The following is a 1,443-nucleotide window of genomic DNA, read 5'->3' on the forward strand; positions in this document are numbered from 1 at the left end:
GGGACTGTCGCAGGAACGGTGTAAGTGGCTCTACCGCCCGGATGGGCGAGAGGAGTCATGATGACCGACACACTGGTGGGCATGAGCCCACCGAGCCCGGCTGCGGCCGGCGATGCCGAGGACCGCGCTTCAGGCGCAGGTCGTGCTGAGGACCGGGATCTGAGCCCGGCGGAGCTGGCGGCGGTGCAGGACTTGGTCCGCCAGGCCCGGGCCGCCGGGGTCGCGTTGACGGGCCCGGACGGGCTGTTGAAGGCGATGACCAAGACGGTGATCGAGTCCGCGCTGGAGGAGGAGCTGGCCGAGCATCTCGGCTACGACAAGCACGCTGTGGAGGGCCGCAACCGGGGCAATTCGCGCAATGGCAGACGGGCCAAGACCGTGCTGTCGGACAGTTGCGGCGAGGTCTCGATCGATGTTCCCCGAGACCGCGACGGCACGTTCGAGCCGCAGTTGGTCAAGAAGAGGCAACGGCGCCTCGGAGAGGTCGATGAAGTGGTGCTTTCCCTGTATGCCAAGGGATTGACCACCGGCGAGATATCCGCCCACTTCGCCGACGTCTACGGCGCCAGCGTCAGCAAGGACACGGTCTCGCGGATCACCGACCGAGTGATCGAGGAGATGCAGGCCTGGTGGGCGCGGCCGTTGGAGAAGGTTTACGCCGCGATCTTCATCGACGCCATCATGGTCAAGATCAGGGATGGACAGGTCCGCAACCGGCCCGTCTACGCCGCGATTGGCGTCGACCTCGACGGTCACAAGGACGTGCTCGGCATGTGGGCCGGAGACGGCGACGGGGAGTCGGCCAAGTTCTGGCTGGCGGTGCTCACCGACCTGAAGAACCGGGGCGTGCGTGATGTGTTCTTCGTCGTCTGCGACGGCTTGAAGGGTCTACCCGATTCGGTGAACGTCGCGTTCCCCCGGGCGATTGTGCAGACCTGCATCATCCACCTGATCCGCAACACGTTTCGCTACGCCAGCAGGAAATACTGGGACAAGATCAGCTTCGACCTGAAGCCGATCTACACCGCCCCCACCCCTGCCGACGCCCGCCGGGCCTATGAGGAGTTCGCCGAGAAGTGGGGCCGGGCCTACCCGGCAATCAAGCGACTGTGGGACAACGCCTGGGAGGAGTTCATCCCGTTCCTCGACTACGACGTCGAAATCCGCAAGGTGATCTGCTCGACGAATGCGATCGAGTCGCTGAACGCCCGCTACCGCCGCGCGGTGCGGGCCCGGGGCCACTTCCCCAACGAGCAGGCCGCGATGAAAGCGCTGTATCTGGTCACCCGATCCCTGGACCCCAAGGGCACCGGTCAGACAAGATGGACGATGAGGTGGAAGCCCGCGCTGAACGCCTTCGCCATCACCTTCGCAGACCGCATGCCAGCCGCCGAGGACCGCTGACATGGAAACCGCCACTTACACCGTTCGTCGGACAGTCCC

The 1,443-nt window shown here is 65.3% G+C and carries 1 protein-coding gene; it reads left to right on the forward strand.

The features are described 5' to 3' along the window. Positions 1 to 57 precede the first annotated feature (57 nt). Entirely contained in the window at positions 58 to 1,404 is a 1,347-nt protein-coding gene (locus C8D81_RS00610; RefSeq protein WP_229117745.1) for an IS256 family transposase, read from the forward strand. Positions 1,405 to 1,443: the final 39 nt, after the last annotated feature.

The organism is Enemella evansiae, from assembly GCF_004362375.1.
Taxonomy (GTDB): domain Bacteria; phylum Actinomycetota; class Actinomycetes; order Propionibacteriales; family Propionibacteriaceae; genus Enemella; species Enemella evansiae.